This is a genomic window from Acinetobacter sp. UBA801, from assembly GCA_002296655.1.
In the GTDB taxonomy this organism is placed as follows: domain Bacteria; phylum Pseudomonadota; class Gammaproteobacteria; order Pseudomonadales; family Moraxellaceae; genus Acinetobacter.
In genome coordinates this window covers 75,184-94,908 of record DBIN01000019.1, presented here as the reverse complement: position 1 = coordinate 94,908, position 19,725 = coordinate 75,184, and the positions used below count along the sequence as shown (strand labels likewise).

The 19,725-nt window shown below is 41.6% G+C and carries 23 protein-coding genes; 20 read left to right on the top strand and 3 right to left on the bottom strand.

Annotated elements, in window-relative coordinates; all coding sequences use genetic code 11:
• Positions 1-467: 467 nt before the first annotated feature.
• The 3 genes from B2W49_RS03375 to B2W49_RS03365 are packed head-to-tail and all read right to left on the bottom strand — an operon-like array spanning position 468 to position 3,756.
• Positions 468-974: a hypothetical protein gene (locus B2W49_RS03375; protein ID WP_291334351.1), complete on the bottom strand. Its 507-nt coding sequence runs from the start codon at positions 972-974 to the stop codon at positions 468-470.
• The gene (locus B2W49_RS03370; protein WP_291334350.1) at positions 974-1,969 is read right to left on the bottom strand and encodes a phage portal protein; all 996 of its coding nucleotides are present in this window, start codon (positions 1,967-1,969) and stop codon (positions 974-976) included. Before B2W49_RS03370 ends, B2W49_RS03375 begins: the two co-directional genes overlap by 1 nt.
• Positions 1,969-3,756: a terminase large subunit domain-containing protein gene (locus tag B2W49_RS03365; protein WP_291334349.1), complete on the bottom strand. Its 1,788-nt coding sequence runs from the start codon at positions 3,754-3,756 to the stop codon at positions 1,969-1,971. Before B2W49_RS03365 ends, B2W49_RS03370 begins: the two co-directional genes overlap by 1 nt.
• A gap of 158 nt (positions 3,757-3,914) precedes the next feature.
• Between B2W49_RS03365 and B2W49_RS03360 the strand changes: the two genes are divergently transcribed.
• The 20 genes from B2W49_RS03360 (at position 3,915) to B2W49_RS03265 (ending at position 19,722) form a co-directional block, all read left to right on the top strand.
• The gene (locus B2W49_RS03360) at positions 3,915-4,742 is read left to right on the top strand and encodes a GPO family capsid scaffolding protein (protein WP_291334348.1); all 828 of its coding nucleotides are present in this window, start codon (positions 3,915-3,917) and stop codon (positions 4,740-4,742) included.
• Between the two features lie 52 nt (positions 4,743-4,794).
• Entirely contained in the window at positions 4,795-5,784 is a 990-nt protein-coding gene (locus B2W49_RS03355; protein ID WP_291334347.1) for a phage major capsid protein, P2 family, read from the top strand.
• Positions 5,785-5,794: 10 nt separating this feature from the next.
• Positions 5,795-6,556, top strand: coding sequence for a phage terminase small subunit (gene gpM / locus B2W49_RS03350; protein WP_291334346.1), 762 nt, complete (start codon positions 5,795-5,797; stop codon positions 6,554-6,556).
• A gap of 103 nt (positions 6,557-6,659) precedes the next feature.
• Entirely contained in the window at positions 6,660-7,124 is a 465-nt protein-coding gene (locus tag B2W49_RS03345; protein WP_219236199.1) for a head completion/stabilization protein, read from the top strand.
• Positions 7,125-7,334, top strand: coding sequence for a tail protein X (locus tag B2W49_RS03340; protein ID WP_002060529.1), 210 nt, complete (start codon positions 7,125-7,127; stop codon positions 7,332-7,334). It abuts the gene before it with no gap.
• A 10-nt stretch (positions 7,335-7,344) separates the two neighbouring features.
• Positions 7,345-7,737, top strand: coding sequence for a putative holin (locus tag B2W49_RS03335; protein ID WP_155861801.1), 393 nt, complete (start codon positions 7,345-7,347; stop codon positions 7,735-7,737).
• Positions 7,734-8,027, top strand: a complete 294-nt coding sequence (locus B2W49_RS03330) for a phage holin family protein (RefSeq protein WP_291334345.1) — start codon at positions 7,734-7,736, stop codon at positions 8,025-8,027. The genes B2W49_RS03335 and B2W49_RS03330 overlap by 4 nt, the downstream gene beginning before the upstream one ends.
• Positions 8,024-8,881 (top strand): N-acetylmuramidase family protein, encoded by an 858-nt coding sequence (locus tag B2W49_RS03325; protein ID WP_291334344.1) that lies wholly within the window; start codon positions 8,024-8,026, stop codon positions 8,879-8,881. The genes B2W49_RS03330 and B2W49_RS03325 overlap by 4 nt, the downstream gene beginning before the upstream one ends.
• Positions 8,878-9,405: a phage tail protein gene (locus tag B2W49_RS03320; RefSeq protein ID WP_291334343.1), complete on the top strand. Its 528-nt coding sequence runs from the start codon at positions 8,878-8,880 to the stop codon at positions 9,403-9,405. The genes B2W49_RS03325 and B2W49_RS03320 overlap by 4 nt, the downstream gene beginning before the upstream one ends.
• The gene (locus tag B2W49_RS03315; protein ID WP_291334342.1) at positions 9,402-9,851 is read left to right on the top strand and encodes a phage virion morphogenesis protein; all 450 of its coding nucleotides are present in this window, start codon (positions 9,402-9,404) and stop codon (positions 9,849-9,851) included. Before B2W49_RS03320 ends, B2W49_RS03315 begins: the two co-directional genes overlap by 4 nt.
• A 77-nt stretch (positions 9,852-9,928) precedes the next feature.
• A complete protein-coding gene (locus tag B2W49_RS03310) occupies positions 9,929-10,552 on the top strand; it encodes a phage baseplate assembly protein V (RefSeq protein WP_291334341.1) in 624 nt (207 codons plus the stop codon).
• Positions 10,552-10,899 (top strand): GPW/gp25 family protein, encoded by a 348-nt coding sequence (locus B2W49_RS03305; protein ID WP_002060521.1) that lies wholly within the window; start codon positions 10,552-10,554, stop codon positions 10,897-10,899. The genes B2W49_RS03310 and B2W49_RS03305 overlap by 1 nt, the downstream gene beginning before the upstream one ends.
• A complete protein-coding gene (locus B2W49_RS03300) occupies positions 10,896-11,798 on the top strand; it encodes a baseplate J/gp47 family protein (protein WP_291334340.1) in 903 nt (300 codons plus the stop codon). Before B2W49_RS03305 ends, B2W49_RS03300 begins: the two co-directional genes overlap by 4 nt.
• Complete coding sequence (locus tag B2W49_RS03295; protein WP_291334339.1) at positions 11,798-12,418, top strand: phage tail protein I; 621 nt, start codon at positions 11,798-11,800, stop codon at positions 12,416-12,418. The genes B2W49_RS03300 and B2W49_RS03295 overlap by 1 nt, the downstream gene beginning before the upstream one ends.
• On the top strand, positions 12,415-14,637 hold the full coding sequence (locus B2W49_RS03290) for a phage tail protein (protein WP_291334338.1): 2,223 nt from the start codon (positions 12,415-12,417) through the stop codon (positions 14,635-14,637). The genes B2W49_RS03295 and B2W49_RS03290 overlap by 4 nt, the downstream gene beginning before the upstream one ends.
• Positions 14,638-14,744: 107 nt before the next feature.
• On the top strand, positions 14,745-15,917 hold the full coding sequence (locus B2W49_RS03285) for a phage tail sheath protein (protein WP_099336588.1): 1,173 nt from the start codon (positions 14,745-14,747) through the stop codon (positions 15,915-15,917).
• A gap of 10 nt (positions 15,918-15,927) precedes the next feature.
• Positions 15,928-16,443, top strand: a complete 516-nt coding sequence (locus B2W49_RS03280; RefSeq protein WP_291334337.1) for a phage major tail tube protein — start codon at positions 15,928-15,930, stop codon at positions 16,441-16,443.
• 72 nt (positions 16,444-16,515) lie between these two features.
• A complete protein-coding gene (locus B2W49_RS03275; protein WP_291334336.1) occupies positions 16,516-16,836 on the top strand; it encodes a phage tail assembly protein in 321 nt (106 codons plus the stop codon).
• Positions 16,782-16,949, top strand: coding sequence for a GpE family phage tail protein (locus B2W49_RS12135; protein WP_349677181.1), 168 nt, complete (start codon positions 16,782-16,784; stop codon positions 16,947-16,949). The genes B2W49_RS03275 and B2W49_RS12135 overlap by 55 nt, the downstream gene beginning before the upstream one ends.
• A gap of 4 nt (positions 16,950-16,953) precedes the next feature.
• Positions 16,954-19,722, top strand: a complete 2,769-nt coding sequence (locus tag B2W49_RS03265; protein ID WP_291334335.1) for a phage tail tape measure protein — start codon at positions 16,954-16,956, stop codon at positions 19,720-19,722.
• Positions 19,723-19,725 lie beyond the last annotated feature (3 nt).

Here is a 19,725-nt window from a genome sequence, read left to right as displayed (position 1 = left end):
GGTTAGAAGTTCTAACCTTTTATATTATTGTTTTATATAAATATTTTAACTTTTATAACTTTTTTCTAACCACTTCTAACCTTTATATGGTTAGAAATTTAATTATTAAATATCAGATACTTGAATATTAAAAACCTTTCATTTTACTGTTTCTAACCTTTTTTAAGCACTATTGATTGAGTTGAAGGAACTTTTGATAAATCGCAAGTTGTAGGCATTCATAGAATCCCTGTTGAATTCTGTAGAACTGAATTTTGAGCATTCGGCTGTGTCATGCACCAGTACTGCTGTGGCTTAGACACCCATCGGTCAGGGTCACAAATCTGTTGAATATTCGACACATTTACTGGGCAGGTGAGGTGGGGGGTCAACCGCCCGGCTTGAACCGGATTCTGTGGTTTTAGAAACTTTGGCCAAAAAAAAGCCCTCACACCTGGAGGACTTTTATTTTAGTGAAAATACTGTGATTAGCTTTGCTTATCGGGCTTCACTTGCTGTGGCCATGCCTGGTCTAATCGTTCCGCATCAATTGCGTGTTCATCAGCTGCTGCTGCGATTGCTCCACCACGTTCTGCCATTGTTTCGAGTACGGAATTGCAGGTCTTGGCGTATTCAATGAGGGCTTGATTGGAACCTGTGGACAGACGTTTGTCGGTATCACTGATCTGCTTTGACAACCGGTCAACAGCCAAAGCACTGTCACTGGCAGCAGCCAACGCAACTTGTAAGTTTTTATTTGCATTTTGTTCTGACTCCAATAATTGATGGGCCCATACTTTTTCCGTTTCAAGTGAAGCTGCGGCAGATTCAGATCTAGCAAGATCACGTTGTGTTTCAGCTAAAGTTTTTTGTGATTCGAGTAAATCAATTTGATGTGACTTACTTGTGCAGCTGATGACTGAAAATGCCAAAGCGATGGCCAAGGCAGCCATCACGATGAATTTCCAATTTTTAATTGCCAAAGCAATATTCATTATTGTTTTTCCTGTTTGAATTGAAGTTGGTGAAACTCTTTGAAGCGGATGATCTGATCACCTGCCCATTCGTTCACTGTGTTGGCGAATAAATTTTGAAGTGGAACAATTTCGGAATACCAATAGGCTTCGCGTGCTTCACTGATGGATCCGAAGCCACCGGCATTGGATGGAATTATTCCGAGCAATTGCGGTGGTGTACGTTGGGATGCAAGAACGTCATCACGTGTGACATTTTTAATATTTAAGAATTCATCTTTGGCAGCCAATTCACTGATCGGAATCAGTTGTAAGCCATCCTTTTTTCCACCAGGTGCATGAAGGAATAAATTGCGGAAGTTACCTGGACCACGTGAATCTTTCATGGCTTGTTTCAGACCTTCCACGTCATCATCATCAATTCCTGAATCGGTCATGTATAAGATGAAGCCGGCATGAGATCCGTTGTTGTAGTACTTGCGACGGAATAAAGTTGCTGATTCATTTAGCCAAACCGACTGAAGTGCAGCGATATATTCAGGGGTTCCGTAAATTTCTTGATCGACATCAATGCCTTTAATGTGGCAAACGGTACCAGGCTTAAAAATGTGTTCTTCAAAACCATTGAGCAACTGTAAAAACTCATCAGCATTTTTCATGCGTCTGGTGTACTTGGCCATGAGTCCATCATAGTGGTGTGGCTCATTCAATCGATTATCGATCCGCTGTAAATAGCCATTACCAAAAACCAAATAGTCAAAAGCAATGCGTTCAAACTCAGATGAACTGATCAATTTATTGGGCGTGAATGACGACACCAGTTGATTCTTTTTATAAAAAACTGCAGTCGACAAATAAGGCATTGCCTTAAAGGATTTTGCCAAAGCATTCATACTGATGTGGGGTTCGTAATAATTGCCACACAGCCATGTTTCATAGAACTGTGATAAATCACGGCCATTCATCACCGGTTCTGCATCACCGAACGTAAATGCCTGCACTTTGCTGTCGGACATTAGTAAATCTCCATAGAGGATTTTTTAGATTTTGTTTGGTCATCAAGGGTTAAAGGTTCATTTGCGAACGCATGGAAAATGGCAAAAGCCAAATCTGCATGACCGATGTTTTCTGCACGTGATGCTTCAAATGTCATTTGTCTTTGTGAAGCAGTCAGTGTTTTTCGAATGGCCATAATTGACATGGCCACGTCAGTGGATCCGGCATCAAATTCAAAACGACCTTTGTTGATCACATCCATTGCTTTCATGACCAATTGTGTTTTGACATCGACGCTGTAATTGAAGGTCGTTAAATTTGGAAAGAACTCAAGGACCAGTTGAGCAACACCAGTACCCATACCGGACTTGTCTAAGCCGATATATTTGACGTTATATTTGGTTGTTAATTTTTTGATGTATTGCGCTTGGCTGGCAAAGTCCATGCCTTTGAACTGGTGATGTTCAAGCAGTCGGAATTTAGGATAATCAGGTTCAGGTGGTGCAATGACCACAAGCCCTGCACTGTCGCCACTTTCTGCTGGATCGTATCCAATCCAAACTGGTTTATTACCAAATGGACGAAGTGCCAATGGTTTAAAATCTTTGGACCATACTTCCCATGAATCGACCATACATGGCTGAATGATAGACAGTGGAAATACACTGTGACCATCATCAACGAATTCACACATATATAAATTTGCGAATTCTTCAGGACTGTTTTCGGCAATCAATTCATCAATATCGAATAGATCACAGCCTTGGCGTTCAGCATCTTGAATATTGACAATATGTCGCCACATTTTGTCGCCACATAAAGCACCGTCTCTTAAATTTGCATGACTGGTGTCAATCTCAACTCGATTTTCTTTGGTACGACCTTTATTGAAAGCATCCCCTGTCCAAAAGGCATACGCTTCATGCGTTTTACTTGAAGGTGTAGAAAAATAAGTTTTTTTATACTGCTTTTGGGCAGCCATTGCCGATGCCACTTTTTTCAGTGTGGCAAAGCCATGTACCCAGAAGAATTCGTCAAAATATAAGTCGCCATGGTATGACTGTGCTGTTTTGGCATTGGTACCCAAGAAAATCAGCTGAACAGTATTGCCACATGGAAGCGTGATTGAAATCGGATCGCCTTGCAGATCCACTTCAATAGACTGCATGACAAAGTTTTTAATATAAGTTTTAAAACCATGTGCCTGGGCTTTGGATGCAGACAAGAAAATTTGATTTCGACCTGTCGTTACAGCTTTGATCAATGCTTCACGTGCAAAATAGAAAGTCGCACCAATCTGACGTGATTTTAATAAGGCACGATTTCGCTGTTCACGCGCACGGTACCAAACCTTTTGATACTCAAATAAACCGTCATCAAAGTCTTCAAGAAGTTTTTCGACTTGTTCTTCGGTCAGTGCATTTGGCTGTTTAGGCTTACGTGGACCAGCATTTCTATTTTTGAGTTTTGGATTCAGATCGGTTTCATTGCCACCATCAGAATATTTATCGATGCGTGCCATGCGCTCCAGCTGACGCATGAGCAAATCAATTTCCTTGAAATCACCAGGTGTTTTTTTCTCAAGAATAATCAGTTTGATCAATTGAGCAGTTAAAGCTTCACCGACTCGACCTGCAGGTGCATCTTTGTCCCATTCATCGCGTGTTTTCCACGCGTGAACATTTTTATCAGGCTCGTCGATGTAATCTGCAATCGAGCTGACTCGCCACCCCATCCAATACAAAAATTTTGCTAGAAGGCGTTTGTCGAAGTTTAGATTTTTCGGGGTATCAAGTGCTTTATCCATTGGCTCATTAAGCCAACGCTATAACATTTATTCATTGTGGCTACTTTGTAAAACCCACTTAATACAAGCCCTTTGGATTGAATGTTTATGCCGTTCTTCCGATTCTGCTAACTACTTTAAATAGATTTTATCTATCGACATAGACACAGGATTCAGAAATGAAGAAATCCAAATTTTTCCGTGTTGCCGTTGCTGGATCCACGACTGATGGTCGAGTGATTGAAGCGACATGGATTCAACAAATGGCTGACAGCTACGATCCAAATACATACACAGCTTTAGGCAATCTTGAGCATTACCGTGGTTTTTCCCCAAGTTCGGAATTTGGCACGTATGCAAAAGTGACAGCTTTAAAAGCTGAAGAAGTAGAAATCAACGGTACCAAAAAACTTGCATTATTTGCTCAAGTTGATGCCTTTGATCAATTGCTTGAATTGCACCAACGTGGCCAAAAATTATTTACGTCCATTGAAGTCAATCCAAATTTTGCTGATACCGGTAAAGCATATTTAGTGGGTCTTGCATTCACTGATACCCCTGCTTCATTAGGTACGCAAATCATGGAGTTTGCTGCTAAACAGCCTGAAGCAAACCCATTTGTGGGTCGTAAACAAGATGCAGCCAATTTATTTACTGCAGCTGAAGAAGCATCAATCGAATTTGAAGACGGACAGGAAGCCCCAGCAAAGGGTCTTTTTTCTAAAGTTTTGGATTGGTTGAAGCCACAACAAGAAGAACAAGACAATAAAAATAAAGACCAATTCAAAGAAGTATCTGACTCACTTGAAGCGATTGCCAAAACGTTTGGTGAAAGTCAGACCAAGTTGCAAAAGGTCGAAACTGAGTTTTCGGAACTTAAAACCAAGCATTCTAAATTGGAAAAAGACTTCACTGATCTTAAAGCCAAATTAGGAGGTGAAGAAAACCCAGGTACACCACCTGCACCGGAAAACACTGGCAACTTCTCTGAACAAATCGAGTGCTAATAGTTTAATCATTGTTAGCAGTCCATAAATATTGCTTATAAGCGAGAAAAAAATGCGTAACGATACACGTAAAAAATTCAATCATAGTTTGGCAAAAGTTGCTGAACTCAACGGTGTTGAATCGGCACAGGTGCAATTCACAGTAGCACCTGCACCTGCTCAAAAAATGGAAGAAAAAATTCAGGCTTCAAGCGAATTTCTTCAAAAAATTAATGTTATGCCTGTCGACACTCAAACAGGTGAAGCAATTGGTTTATCTGTCAATTCTACGATTGCCGGTCGTACTGACACTACAGGTAATGGTGAACGTACACCAACCGATCCAACTGGTTTAGGTGCAGACAAATATGAATGCAAGCAAACTGATTTTGATGTGGCAATTCCATATTCTAAATTAGATGCTTGGGCAGTGTTCCCTGATTTCCACCAACGCTGGACCAATGCCGTTGCTAAAGCGATTGCTTTAGATCGTATCATGATTGGTTTCAATGGTACCTCAGCAGCAGCAACCACTGACCGTTCTACAAATGCAAAACTGCAGGACGTGAACATCGGCTGGTTACAAAAAATCCGTACCAATGCAGCTGATCGCGTAATGTCGACAGTGACAGTTGGTGCAGCTGGTACATACAAAAACTTAGATGCCTTGGTGGTTGATGCAGTCAATGAATTGATTGATGAAGTCCATCAAGATGATACGGATCTGGTCGTGATCTGTGGTCGTTCACTGTTGGCAGACAAAAACTTCCCGATTGTGAATGATGCATCTGACAATACCAATGTATTGGCTGGTCAAGTGCTATTAAGCCAAAAACAAATTGGTGGCTTACCTGCAGCACGTGTACCGCATTTCCCTGACAATGCACTTTTAATTACGTCTTTTGACAACCTGTCAATCTACTATCAAAAAGATGCAAAACGTCGTTATATCCAAGAAAAACCAAGCAAAAACCGCATTGAAGATTATCAATCTTCAAATGAAGCGTATGTGATTGAAGCATACGAAAAAGTTGCATTGGTTGAAGGCATCACAATCGAATAATAGGTGATTTATGTTGAGTCCAGCTCGACGACATCGCCTTCAGGCTTTGGCAGAGAAAGAAGCTGCCAAGGCTGATGAATTTGGTGGTGTACGTCCAGACGCAAGCGTCTACCAATTACAACTGACCGAACTCAAAAACGATATTCATGTTTTACGTTCAATTCAGTCACAAGAAAAACGTGCTGAAGCGAAAAAAGAACTGATTCCAAAGCACATGCCTTATGTATTGGGTATTGTTCAGTCAGGCGCAAAAGTTGAACAAGATGAAGTCATTACCACCATCATGCTGTGGTGCTTTGACTGTGGTCTATTCGATCAAGGTTTAAGCCTTGCTGAATATGCTTTAGAGCAAAACTTAAAAATGCCTGATTCATTTAGTCGCAATACTGCCACTGTCGTTGTTGAAGAAATTGGCAATGCAGCACGTGTTGCACACAAGGCAGGTGAAGATTTCAGTCTTGAAACTTTAGAAAAAGCATTTGAGCTGACTTCTGATCATGACATGCCTGATGAAGTACGTGCAAAGCTCTATGTTGCCTTAGGTCGTGCCTACCTCAAAATTTCATCTTTTGAAGCAGCAACAATTGCTTTTGAAACAGCCTTAAAATTGCATGAAAACTGTGGTTGTAAACAAGAACTTCAAAAAGCTGAAAAGCTTTTGAAAGAACAGGCTGAAAAGCTTTTGAAAGAACAGCAAGAACAATCAAATGAATCATCGAAAAGTGATTCAGATGTCGAAGGTCAAGACAATTTACAGTCTGATCCGACGTAACGAGTGCCCCGCGCCAACCGAGGGGCAGAATTGACGCTGTAATGACATTTTTATGCGTAATTACAAACTCAATTCTCCACCCCTCAACTATTTGAGAATGACAATGACCGGACTAATTGCAAACGGCAACCGCAACAATGAAGAAGTTGTCATCACCAGTGATTCATTTTTCCCTGGCATATCTAGCAAAGCCATTCGTGAAGCATTGCGCTTTGATGGAAGTGTCACTGATCAGCGTTTAATTCCTGCAATTGAATCAGCCATCATTGAAGTCAATGATCAGCTCGAATCCCTGACATCAAAAGCAGCATCACTTGCTGAAATCAGTCCAAAAACCATCACCACAAAAGGTGTGGAAAAACCCATCACTGAAGTTTTGTATTTTCGTGCCGTTGCAGCAGCTGTTGGTGCTGAACTGACTGAAAAGTATCGTGCTTATGACACCAACAACAATGGTGGCCAAAAAGCGGATGACCTTACCCCAACGATTGATGATTACCGTCGAGATCTGCGCTTCGCTATTCGTGATTTAAAAAAAATTCGTCGTTTGAATGTGGAGCTGGTTTAAATGAAAACTGTATATGCCCTTCAGAATGACACGGTTGACGCAATTTGTTGGCGCAACTATGGACGTTCATCTGGTGTGGTCGAAGCAGTACTTGAAGCCAATCCACACTTGTCTGAATTTGGTCCATTTCTCCCGATGGGGACAAAGGTTCAGTTACCAGAACTTCAAACACAACAAAATAAAACGCAAAGCATTCAGCTTTGGGACTGAGAACAAAAATATGGCTGAACCAACCACATCAACCACTGTCGCAATTACCGCTTCTGCAGGATTGGTATCACTCCTTCCATTCGTGAATGGTGATGCACTGTTTGGTGCCGTAATTGGTGCAGCATTTTTAGCATTTACCCAAGAGTCACTGAGCTATGGAAAACGTATTTTTTCGCTCATGTTATCCGTCGCCCTGGGCTATGCCTTAGCACCTGAAATTTCAAATCGTACAGGTATAAACAGTCACACGGTGATCGCTTGTTTCACCAGTATGTTTGCTTTACCGGTATTGGTCAAAGTCATGACGTGGGTCAATAAATCCACCCTGACAGAAATATTCAATACCACTTCAAAGTTCTTTTCTGCCCTGTCCAATACTTTTGGAAAGGAGAATAAAAAATGATGCAACTCATGTTGTTGCCATTGGCACAAACTATTTTTTCAATCATTGCCGTGCTGTGTTATGTGGCGTGTGCATTCCGTATTTTATGTTTTGATCGACTGCACCTGCAAAAATGTTCGTTTCGACTATTTGCAGCGGTATTGATCGGGGCATTTCTGGCACAAAGTATTCACATTATTTTCATTAAAGATCCGGTCACGATTTGGGATGCCATTCTCGCAGTGTTTTTGGTGGTCTTTATTTTCCGCAGTAAAGGCAATGTCGTTTCAATGTTAAGGAGCACACCATGAGCATTTTAAAATTAGGATCAAAAGGTTCAGCCGTCACTGAATTGCAAAAACTGCTGATTAAAAATGGCATGACTGGTAAAAATAAGAAGCCACTCATTGCTGATGGTGACTTTGGCGAAAATACTGAATATGCCGTGATTCAATTTCAGAAACTGAAAAATCTGAAAGTTGATGGCTTAGTCGGTGACTACACACTAAAAGCCCTACGTGGTGAATGCACCAGTAAACTTTTAAAAGAAAGTGATTTAGTCGAAGGTGCCAAACGTTTGGGTGTGCCTGTCATCGTGATTAAAGCCATTGCTGAAGTTGAAACGCTGGGTGAAGGTTACTTGCCAAATGGTAAGCCTAAAATTCTGTTTGAACGTCATCGCATGTATTTCTATTTGAATCAGAAATTCGGCAAAACCAAAGCCAATGCACTCATGGCCAAACATCCAAATATTGTGAATACCAAAACAGGTGGTTATCACGGTGGATCTGCTGAGTACACACGTTTAAGTCAAGCCAAGCAGCTTGATGAATCATGTGCATTACAGTCGGCATCGTGGGGACGTTTCCAGCTCATGGGTGAAAATTGGAAAGCCTTAGGTTATGCATCTGTTCAGGAATTTGTAGCACAGCATGAACAAAGTGAAAGCCTTCAGTTTGAAGCATTCCTTCGCTACTGTGAAACCAAGTCTGGTGAAGTGGATGACAAAAAGTGGCTGCTCATCGATGCGTTACGTCAAGAAAATTGGCATGTCGTTTTTTCGCTGTATAACGGCAAAAACTATAAAAAACTGGGCTATGACACTAAGTTTTTACGTGTGATGAACCGCCTCGATCCAAACTATAAGGGTGCAAAAGCTGCATGAAAAAGCCCAATCAATTAAGAGAATATTTGCTCAAAGCGATTCCTGATCTGAGTCCTGATCAGGATCGCTTATTGATCTTTACTAATAATGGTTCGCTTCGCAGTACCATGGCTAGTGGTTTCAGTTTTGAAATGTCGTATACATTGGATCTGGTCATCACGGACTATGCCGGTGATGTCGATGTCATTGGTGTTGTGCTATTCACGTGGATTGCGGAAAATCAGCCTGAATTGATGGCCAACCATGAAAAAGGCAAACAAGCCATCAGCTTTGAAGCGGAACTGATTGATAACAGTAAATATGACATTAACTTTCAAATTCCACTAACTGAACGTGTCGTCGTGAAAAAGTTGTCAGACGGCAAATTAGAACTCAGTCATCCTGAAGAACCGAAGTACACAGAATTTGAACCTGCCACTGATTTTGAAGTCATCGATCCATCGGGTGAAGTCGTTGCTTCATGGACCACTGCTGAAAAACAAGGTTGGTCATTAGATATGCCACCGACAGGTCGAAACCCATGACGAACAATGTTGAAGAACTTGCCACCTACTTACAGCCGTATTTGGAACGGTTGTCAGTGGGTGAACGTGCCAAGCTTTCAAAACAGATCGGTCGTGATTTAAGAAAAAATCAGAGCAAACGTATTTCTGCACAACAGAATCCTGATGGTTCAACGTACACCCCAAGGCGCAAACGCCTACGTGAACAAAAAGGCAAAATTAAGCGCAAAATGTTCACCAAATTAAAAAATACTGCTCATTTAAAACTGCTCAGCAATGCTGATGCCATTGCGATTGGCTTTGTGGGTCGTGTTGGACGTATTGCACAAGTACATCAGGAAGGTTTAAAAGACCGTGCTGAACGTGGTGCACCAAGTGTGGTCTATCCAAAACGAGAACTTTTAGGCTTCACAGATCAGGATTTAAAACTGATTGAAGATTCATTCTTAAAACATATCAATCTTTAAGTTTTGAACATTGTAAAACTCACTTAATACAAGCCCAATCAGCTGAAATGGCTTAGTCCTTGACGCAAAGTGTTTGCATGAATGCAGATGCTAACCGTCGTCTTGAAAATATTGTTCGATTTGGAACCGTCAAGACCATCAATCCGTCTAAACCTATTCCACGTGTCATCGTCAATTTAGGCGATATAGAGACACCGGAAATCCGTTGCCTAAATATTCGTTCTGGTGACGATGCAACTTGGGATATGCCATCAATCAATGAAGAATGTGTGGTCATTTCACCGTGCGGTGATATTGGTCCAACAAGTTTTGTTTTGTACGGCTTTTATAACGATGACCACCCTGCACCATCTGATGATCTCAACAAAAAAATTCGTATGTTTGCCGATGGCTGTGTCATTGCCTATGACGTTTCAGCCCACCATTTATCTGCTGTTTTACCTTCAGGTGGCACAGCTGTTTTGACTGCTGATGGTGGTGTCACTGTCAACGGTGATACGACCATCAATGGGAATTTACAAGTGAATGGCAGTACTGCCATGACAGGAAACAACACCGTTGGTGGCAGTCAGTTGGTTCAAGGCAGCAGTCATTCTTCAGGAACATTCAGTTCAGATGGGGATGTCACTGCAAGTGGTATCAGTCTCACTGGCCATACTCACCCGGGTGACAGCGGTGGAACCACTGGAGGACCACAGTAATGATGTCACGTGAAAGCGGTCGTGAACTCGAAACTGAAATTGATCAAATCCGTCAATCCATTCAGGACATTTTGACCACACCCATTGGTACCCGAATCATGCGTCGTGAATATGGTTCATTGCTGCCACAGCTCATTGACTCCCCTTTCAATGAAATCACTTTGCTTCAGCTTTATGCAGCCACTGCGACTGCGTTACTGCAATGGGAAGACCGCATCACCTTGAATTCAGTGTCGATCAATCAGGTTGGTCGTGGCTCATTTGAATTAGAAATTGACTGCAATGTGGTCGACAACAATCAGCAACAGTCTTTAAGCATTCCACTTAACTTTGGATCTACGTTATGAGTGTCGATTTTAACCAGCTCACACCACCCAAAGCGGTGGAAGAACTCGATTTTGAAACCATCTTTAATGAGCGTAAAGAAGCCCTTATTGCGCTATGGCCAAGCAACAAACAAAACCAAATTCGTAAAACCTTGGAACGCGAAAGCGAACCACTCACCAAGCTGTTACAAGAAAACGTTTATCGTGAAGTTTTGCTTCGCTCAAAGCTCAATGCCCAATATCGTGCAGTGCTTTTGGCTTATGCCACTGGTACAGATCTGGATGCCAAAGTTGCTGATTATGGAATTCAGCGACTGATTATTTCGCCTGAAGATTTAACCACGACACCACCGACACCAGCGGTTTATGAAAGTGATGAAGATTTACGTTACCGAGCAAGCAAAGCATTTGATGCTTTATCTGTTGCAGGTCCAACTTCAGCGTATGAATTCCATTCACTCAGTGCTGATGGACGTGTGGCCGATGCTTATGCGTCTTCCCCTGCTCCTTCCCAGGCACTGATCACCATTTTGCAACGTGATTCTGAAAATGGTGCTGCTTCACCTGAACTGTGTCAGAAGGTCTACAACTATGTATCAGGTGAAAAACTTCGACCTACAGCTGACCGTGTGACAGTTCAATCCGCTGGCATTATTGAATATCAAATTCAAGCCGTACTTCACCACAACAATCTGCCTGAAACAGATCCAGTGCTTGAAGAAGCGATTGCCAATATCACTGCATTTATTAATTCCCCAAAACGTATTGGTCAAAGCATTTATCTGTCAGCCATCTTTAAACAATTGCATGTTTCAGGTGTTGAACGTGTTGAATTGATCAGCCCATCTGCAGACGTTTTGGTCACAGCATTTGAAGCATCGTTTTGTACTGGTGTGAATGTCACCATCGCGGAGGGTTAATGAAAAACTTACTCCCTCCAAACAGTACCGATCTTGAACGTAAAGTTGCTGAAGAACTCGGCAACAATTCAAATCTGCCAGCAAATTTACGTAGTCTTGTCACCTTGAATGATGTACCAAGCCAATTCTTACCACACTTGGCTTGGGAAAACAGTGTTGACCGTTGGCAGCAAGATTGGCCTGAAGAAGTCAAAAAACAGCAGATCAAGGCCAGTTTTGAGGTTCACAAATACAAAGGTACCAATTACGCCCTGCGTAAAATTGTCGAAGCTTTTGGGTATAGCGTCACCATTTATGAATGGTGGCAAGAAGTACCTATGTCTGAGCCAGGTACATTCCAGATCGCTATTGATACCAACAATCAATCACTAACTGAACAAGGTCTGAATACTTTACTTCAGCTCATTGATGATGCCCGACCACTTACACGCCATTGCAAACATATTCAAATCAATGTCACACCCAGCTATGCACAGATCTATGCCTTAGCAGGAAGTTATAGCGGTGACGATACAACCATTTTCCCAGAAGTCCAGGACGCAATTATTTCAGCGGTTCCTATTTGGGCTTTCTATGAACAAACAGAAACAGAAGTTTACCCTTTTGGAGCTCAAATATGAGTTATTACACCAAGATCACAACCGCTGGTTTAGCGGCTATAACTGCTGCTTTAAATAATGATTCTAAAGTACCAATTACATATATGGCTTTCGGTGATGGCAGTGGATCAGTACCAGAGCCAAATGAAAATGCAACTTCATTAGTCAATGAGGTTTATCGTGTTGGTGTGAATAAAGTTGAAGTTCACAACAAAAATCCAAACTGGTTGGTGTGTGAAGCAATCATTCCTTCAGCTGTGGGTGGTTTTAACATTCGTGAAGTGGCTTTATATGACAGCACAGGCAACACAATGCTTGCTGTTGCAAGCTACCCACCGACTTATAAGCCAAGTATTGAAGAAGGTGCAGCAAAAATTCAAACGATCCGTATTATTCTGCAAGTTGATAATACTGGCTATTTTGAACTCATTATTGATCCTGATATTGTTTTAGCAACTGTCGAGTCTGTGAACCAGGCTAAGCAAGAAATATTAGCTGATATCGATAATAGATATAAAAATCCTATTGGAAATGTTAATTCTATTAATGAACTACTATCACTAGAAGATAATTTTTTAAACCGCACTATGCGTGTTGTCCCTACCAACGCACTTTATAGTTATGATCCGGATAGAATATCTGAAAATGATGGATTCTATGTACTAAATGGATGGGTTCTAATTGGCTATAAAGATCGTTTGTTAGCAACGCTTGCAGGTTTAAAGGGTGATCAATCAGACGAATTCCATAACTTGAAAAAGTTATTAGACTTCTCATCAATATTTAAACTGCCCATAGATTTATGTAATCTAACAATTCATACAAGAAATATTACAGCAGTAGGCGATCTTAAATTTATAGGTCGTGGAGGAATTAAATTATTCTCTGGTACTAAAGGCACATTGATTACTTCTAACTACAATTTAATTGTTGATGGCGATATAGAACTTGATCAGAACAAAGATAATAATTTGAATTCTTCAGCAACAAGCGAATCAGACTGCTGCATCAAACATAGTGGTGATGAGTTAATCATTAAATCTGCAAGAGTTAAACCTTCCACATCAATAAATATTGTATCTCGTGCGAAGAAAAAAATTGTCTGTGAAAATTCTGATATTCAAGGAGGCATAGTTAATTTTTTTGCAGTTCCTGGTAATTCAGCAAAAGTGACATTGTCAAAAAACCTTTTTAAAGGTGCAACGCTTTATGACAATGTTCAGATCCTTAATGGTAAAGATATTCTTATTGATGGCAATACTTCGTCAGATTCTCAAAGGAGTGGTATTGTCGTTAACAATACTACTGGTCAAGCACGTATTGTTAATAACTTATGTTTTGGTCATAAAATTGACAGCGTAAATCAAGGAGGTTGGGGCATTGTATGTTCTATCAATACTTTTGACTCGTTGGTGTCAAATAACATTGTTTATGGAAATCAAAGAGGTGGAATAACAATTGATGTATATCCAGAAACAGGTAGTTTAATTGACAATCGCATAATTGTTTCAAACAATTGTATTAATGGAATCTATGAAGGCAACTATACCACTACGGGTATTTCTTTAAATGGAGCTAGATACGCAGTTGTAACTGGCAATACGATTTACAAGGTTAGTCAAGGTGTGCATACAGAACGAGCACACAATGCAAATATTCATGGGAATATACTTCAAGATATATCTGGATATTTCGTTCAGCTTTATATGAGCAATGATGCTATGGTTGTGAATAACCGATTCGATGGTTGTACTGTGAATGGGCTGGCATGTGTCAGATTCAGCAACTCACATCGGTTTATCTGTCAAGGTAATTCAATCTCAAATTTAAGTGGAACTACGGGTTCTGTTTTTCGTGTAGATAATTCAACAGATTGGTTAATTTCAGAAAACCTAATATCTAGATCTGTTGCCGGCTCGGGTTATATTCTTCAGGCGCTGACAAGTGGCGTCACTGGTGGAACATTTACAAGGAATAAAGTCAAAGGATTAATAAATGCAGCATGGCAATGGGTTGTCATGTCAGATAATCTTGCACAAGTGGATGTGTTTGATAATATTTTTGATACGCCAGGCGTTAATTATATTTATAAAGGAGCAAATATTACTGCTGGAGATAACCTAGTGAATGGTTCAAAAAACATTTATGCAGAACCACCGACTAGTTTTAAATCGCGTATTGGCCAAACAGCTATTATCGGTAATCTTTTAAAACACTATGATGGCACGAATTGGATTTAGATATTTATTTGTAAAACCCACTTAATACAAGCCCATGCACTTGGGCTTTATTAATCCACATGCAAGCCTGTTTACTGAAATAAAACCTCAATAAACAGGCTTTTTTTATGGCAGATTCATACCACCACGGACTGCGTGTCGTTGAAATCAACGAAGGTACACGTCCGATCCGAACCATTGCCACTGCTGTTCAAGGACTCATTGCCACTGCAGAAGATGCAGATGCAACCGTTTTCCCATTGAATACGCCAGTGCTTATTACCAACACCCAAGCTGCAGTTGCAAAAGCCGGGACCAACGGCACACTAAAAACAGCTCTGCAAGCGATGGCCAACCAAGCCAATTCAATCTGCGTTGTGGTACGTGTTGCAGCTGCTGAAGATGAAGCAGCACAAACAGCAAACGTCATTGGTACCGTAGATGCTACTGGTAAATATACCGGTGCAAAAGCATTGCTATTAGCGAAATCAAAACTAGGCGTTCAGCCACGCATCATTGGCGCACCAGGTTTAGATACGCAAGCTGTTGCCACTGAACTTGCAACCATTGCACAAAAACTTCGTGCCTTTGCCTATGTCTATGCATGGGGATGCAAAACCAAGGAAGAAGTTGTTGCCTATCGTGATGCGTTTGCAGCGCGTGAACTCATGGTGATTTGGCCAAACTTCGTGGCATTCAATGTCGACACAGCGCAAACGGAAACTGTACCTGCAGTTGCAGTGGCGATGGGCTTACGTGCCAAGATCGACAACGAAATCGGTTGGCATAAAACCTTATCAAACGTTGCTGTCAACGGTGTTACCGGTATCGATGCTGATGTGACTTGGGACCTTCAAGACCCTGCAACCGATGCTGGCTATCTCAACAGCAACGAAATTACCACACTGATTCAGCATGACGGCTTCCGTTTCTGGGGCTCACGTACCTGTTCAGATGATCCACTCTTTGCTTTCGAAAACTACACACGTACAGCACAGATCATGGCTGACACGATTGCAGAAGCACACATGTGGGCCATTGATAAACCAATGCACGGTTCATTGGTCAACGACATGTTGGAAGGCATCAAAGCCAAACAACGTGAATGGACACGCCTAGGCTATCTGATGGGTGGCGATGCTTGGTATGACCCAGAGCTGAACTCAAAAGACACGCTCAAAGCCGGCAAATTGTATATCGACTATGACTATACCCCTGTGCCACCGCTTGAAGACCTTACCTTCCGTCAGCGTATTACAGACAGCTATTTGGCTGACTTCGCTTCAACGATCACTGCATAGGAGTTGATGCATGAGCCTTCCTCGTAAACTCAAAAATATGAACCTATTTAACGAAGGTGAAAGTTATCTAGGGCAAATCAAAACGGTCGTATTGCCAAAGCTCACACGCAAGATGGAAGACTATCGCGGTGGCGGTATGAATGGTCCATTAAAAATTGATATGGGCATGGGCGATGACGGCTTAGTGCTTGAATCGACTTTTGGTGGTTTAGACCTGCTCACATTGCGTCAATTCGGTCTTGAAAAAGTTGACGGTGTTTATATGCGTTTTGCTGGTGCTTATCAACGTGATGACACAGGCGAAGTGGATGCCGTGGAAGTCGTGGTTCGTGGTCGTCATGAAGAAATTGATGGTGGTGACTCTGAACCAGGTGAAGACACTGAACATAAAGTCGTGACCAACTGTGCTTATTACAAACTCACAGTCAACGGCAAAGTTGAAATCGAAATTGACGTGCTTGGCTTCAAAGAAGTTGTAGATGGCAAAGACCGTCTCGCAGCACAACGTAAAGCAATCGGATTATAAGTTTTCCTGCCCTTGCATGGATTCGTTCTGTGCAAGGTTTTTTAACTATTAATATATTTAGGATTTTCAAAAATGACTGCTCAAAAAACTAAAGTAATCACACTAGATCATGGCTTTAAACAAGGTGATGTAATTATTACTGAACTCACATTACACAAACCAAATACTGGTCACTGTCGTGGTCTGAACCTTAAAGATGTTCTCTCCTTTGACATCAATGCACTGGCAACATTATTACCACGTATTACAAGTCCAGCCATGAGCGCACAAAACGTTTATGAACTCGAACTCATGGATACACTTAAATTCGCGGAAGAAATTGGTAATTTTTTGGCACCATCGCCAGATCTCTCGGCAACGATAGAACCCTCCCTGCAAGTGTCGACGAAGTAATTGCAAATATTGCAGTGGTATTCGGCTGGACCCCTAATGACTGTGCAGAGTTCGAAATTGAAGAACTCATGCAATGGGAACAAAGGGCATTAAAACGCCATCAAACAGAGTAAAAACATGAGTAAGCTTGATCTAAGTATTATTATTAAATTTGTAGATAAGGCGACACAACCAATTCGTCAGTTTCAAAAAAATCTACAAAATACAAATCAATCTATAGACAGGCTTACTCATTCCATTGACCGCTTGGAACGAAGCGTCAATGGTAATTCTTTTGGTCGATTTTCAAGACAGCTCAATCAAGGCTCTGCAGACGCAAATGCACAAGTTGCTGCACTTGACTCAATGGGCAATGGCTATGACAAGGTAGGCAATGCACTTGATGTAGTACAACGTAAAACCCAATCATGGTCTGACACACTCAAAGCAAATCGTGCACAAATGCGCGAAGAAATGAAAAGCTTAGCAGTCAACTCTGTAATTGCTGGTGCAGGCTTATATCAATTCTTAAAGCCTGCCGTTGACTTTGAAAAGCAAATGAGTGCTGTGCAATCGGTATTAGATCTAGAAAAGCAAAGCGAAGCCATGAAAAAACTTACAGCCGATGCACGTAAGTGGGGCGCTGCTTCATCATTTAGTCCTGGCGAAGCTGCACAAGCACAATTTGCGTTAGGCTCAGGCGGTTTCAATACAGATCAAATTCTAAAATCTTTAGGTGGAACACTTCAGCTTGCCGAAGCAGGCAAAGTCGAACTTGAACGTGCTGCACAAATTGCAGTCGGTACCTTAAATGGTTTCGGTTTAGCAGCAAGCGAAATTGGTAGGGTCAATGACGTATTTTTGAAAGGCACTAACTTAACCGCAACCAGTGTCGATGGTTTGGGTGAGACAATGAAGTATGTTGCACCCATTGCAAAGGCATATGGCGCGAGCATAGAACAAGCAACAGCAATGACTGGCTTGCTAGGAAACAATAATATTTTAGATACACAAGCTGGTACAACATTACGAAGCATCATGACACGCTTCGCAGGCCCACCGAAAGAAGCATCTAAAGCATTTGATAAGTTAAAGATTAAAACCAAGGATTCAAACGGCAACCTGCGCGATATGTCTGACATTTTGGCAGAAGTAAATGTCGCAACAAAAAAAATGGGCTCTGGTGAACGTTTAGATATCTTTAAAGATATTGCTGGCCAAGAAGCAGTTTCAGGATTTGCAGTACTTGTCGATCAATCAGCCGTGTTCGATAAAAATACTGGGCAAACGGTTAATAAAATAAAAGAACTCACCAAAGAACTTGAAAATTCGGAAGGTGCAGCTGCCAGAGCCGCTGCAATTTTAAAAGACAATTTAGCTGGTGACATTGAACAGCTTGGCGGCAGTATTCAAGATCTCAGTATTTCAATGCTTAATGCTTTAGGTACTGATATCCGCGCATTTGTTCAATCTGTTGGTGCATTCATTGATAGAATTAAAGTATGGGTTGAAGCTAATCCTGAATTAGTAAGAACCATCGGTAGTCTGATTTTAAAATTACTGATGTTTAAAGTGGCAATTTTAAGTATTCGTTATACTGGTAACCTGTTACTAGGCACCATATTCAGCATGATCGCAGGCATCACCAAATTCGCACTGTTTATGTGGATCGCAACTAAAGTACTGGGGAAATTTGGTATTGGTATGCCATCTCGTTTCACTTTGATTTCTACCGCAGTTCGGGTATTGGGCAATGCCTTTATGTTCCTCAGTCGACAGGCACTTCCATTGCTCATCGCAGGACTTCGCACTATAGCTATTGCCATGCTCACCAACCCGATCACATTGATCATTGCAGCAGTCGCAGCACTTGCGCTAGTCATTTGGAAATATTGGGGACCTATCAAAGCCTTTTTTGTTGGCTTTTGGGATGGTTTAAAAATTGGTTTAGCTCCCCTTTTCGATGCTCTCAGTTCTGCATTTAGCACAATGAAAACCGCTCTAATGCCACTTATGCCGGTATGGAATGCGTTAGTGACAGCATTCAATTGGGTGAAAGAAGCAATTGCAGGGCTGTTCACCCCATTTCAAGCCACCAACCAGCAACTTTCGGCAGCAACTGCCAATGGAAAAAGTTTTGGTACCGCACTTGGAACGATATTAGGCGTAATGGGTACCGTTATTCTTAAAATTATCGAATTTGGTGCAACCCTATTCAATATCGTGGGTACGTCAATCGGCTATATCGCTGGCTTCATTGTGACCACATTCCAAGCGATTCCAGCCTTCTTCTCTGGCATTTGGAATTCTATTACCACCGCATTCAGTGGGGGGATTGCAGGTATCGGAGCCCTGATTCTAAATTGGTCACCACTGGGCTTGTTCTATACAGCTTTTGCGAGTGTATTAAGTTGGTTCGGTATAGATCTGCCTGCCAAGTTCACCGGCTTTGGTGCCATGATTTTGGAAGGACTCAAAAACGGTATTTTATCCAAAGTAAATGCCGTAAAAGATGCCATTACAGGTGCTGTCAGTGGCGTGATTGATAAAGCCAAGGGCATTCTAGGCATCCATTCACCTTCGCGTGTCTTCATGGGCATTGGTGGCTACACCATGCAAGGCATGGCAAACGGTATTGCCAATGCCAATGGATTACCGATTGCAGCAACATCCACCGCCACACAAGGTGTGGTCAATACTGCTGCCCAAACCAAGCCAGTCAAACCCATCAATGTTGGTCGTAATAATCCACGTTCCTTTGTCAGCCAAGACACCATTGAAGTGCATATTCATGTCAAAGATGGATCCGTGGTCAAAGGAACGGCTGAAGCAATGCGTCAGGAACTCCAGCGAGTGGCTGAAGAACAGCAGATGAAAAAACGTAAATTTTTAACAGACACGGAGTAAAGA